Source organism: Nocardia farcinica (assembly GCF_029867845.1).
GTDB classification, from domain to species: Bacteria; Actinomycetota; Actinomycetes; order Mycobacteriales; family Mycobacteriaceae; genus Nocardia; species Nocardia farcinica_A.
In genome coordinates this window covers 1-1383 of sequence record NZ_JARWRU010001062.1, presented here as the reverse complement: position 1 = coordinate 1383, position 1383 = coordinate 1, and the positions used below count along the sequence as shown (strand labels likewise).

Sequence of the window (1383 nt, the reverse complement as noted above, 5' to 3'; positions counted from 1 at the left end):
CACCTGGACAAGGTGATCGAGGCGCTGACCGACCAGGGCGTGCGCGCGCAGGTGGACCGCAGCGATGACCGGATGCAGAAGAAGATCTTCAACAACACCGCGCAGAAGGTCCCGTTCATGCTGCTGGCGGGCGCGCGCGATGTGGAGGCCGACGCGGTGAGCTTCCGCTTCCGCGACGGCACCCAGGTCAACGGGGTGCCGGTCGCCGACGCCGTGGCCACCGTGGTGGCGTGGATCGCCAACCGGGTGAACGCCTCTCCGACCGCGGAGGGCTTCCAGATCGTGTCGGCGGGGGAGAGCTAGATGAGTTTCGACGACAGCGCGGCCGCCCCCGGCGGCGACACCCGCCACGGTCGCGACGGCACCGGCGCGGCGTCCGAGCGCAAGGAGATCGTCGACGTCGGCGTGGGCGAACCCGATCGGCTGCAACGGATCTGGACGCCCTACCGGATGTCCTACATCACCGAGACCCCGGTCAAGCGGCCGGGCAGTACCGGGCACCCGTTCACCGACATCCCGTTGATGACCGACGAGGAGGGCCTGATCGTCGCGCGTGGCGAGACGGTCTACGCGGTGCTCAACCTCTACCCGTACAACCCGGGCCACCTGATGGTCGTGCCCTACCGCAGGGTCGCCGACCTCGAGGAACTGACCGAGGCCGAGAGCAACGAGCTGATGGCCTTCACCCAGCGGGCGATCCGGGTGATGAAGAGTGTCTCGCGCCCGGTGGGCTTCAACGTCGGCCTGAACCTGGGCGGGGTGGCGGGCGGCTCGCTGGCCGACCACCTGCACCAGCACATCGTGCCGCGCTGGGGCGGCGACGCGAACTTCATCACCGTCATCGGCGGGGTGAAGATGATGCCGCAGCTGCTGGGCGAGACCAGGGCCCTGCTCGCGCAGGCGTGGAAGGAAATGGAGTAGGTGCTCAGCTTCTTCGGCCGTGAGACCTTCGCGAAGGCGACCGCGCCGCTCGGCAGGGCGCTCGTCGCCACCGGTCTCACCCCCGACGCGGTGACACTGATCGGCACCGTCGCCTCGATCACCGCCGCGGTCACGCTGTTCCCGACAGGTCACCTGTTCTGGGGCACCATCCTCATCTGGCTGTTCGTCATGTTCGACATGCTCGACGGGGCGATGGCGCGAGCGCGCGGCGGCGGCACGAAGTACGGGGCAGTGCTCGACGCGACCTGCGACCGTGTCGCCGACGGCGCGATCTTCGGCGCCCTGGCCTGGTGGGCGATCTTCCACGAGCACAACCGCTGGCTGTTCGCCGCCACCCTGGTGGTGCTGGTGACCTCGCAGGTCATCTCGTATGCCAAGGCGCGTGCCGAGGCCAGCGGCCTGTCCGCCGACGGCGGCCTGATCGAGCGCCCGGACCGGTTG

Annotated in this window: 3 protein-coding genes; all 3 read left to right on the top strand. The window is 69.3% G+C overall.

The annotated features are described in order from the left end of the window. Positions 1–303 (top strand): His/Gly/Thr/Pro-type tRNA ligase C-terminal domain-containing protein (locus tag QH283_RS23450; RefSeq protein WP_280505103.1); only part of this gene is annotated, 303 nt, incomplete at its 5' end. Next, positions 304–921 (top strand): HIT family protein, encoded by a 618-nt coding sequence (locus QH283_RS23445; RefSeq protein ID WP_280505102.1) that lies wholly within the window; start codon positions 304–306, stop codon positions 919–921. Beyond that, on the top strand, positions 922–1383 hold a 462-nt coding region (gene pgsA / locus QH283_RS23440; protein ID WP_280505101.1), incomplete at its 3' end, for a phosphatidylinositol phosphate synthase. It abuts the gene before it with no gap.

What these genes read in the sequence shown, in the direction of transcription:
- QH283_RS23445 (WP_280505102.1), top strand. Translation starts at nt 304, where the DNA reads ATGAGTTTCGACGACAGCGCGGCCGCCCCCGGCGGCGACACCCGCCAC.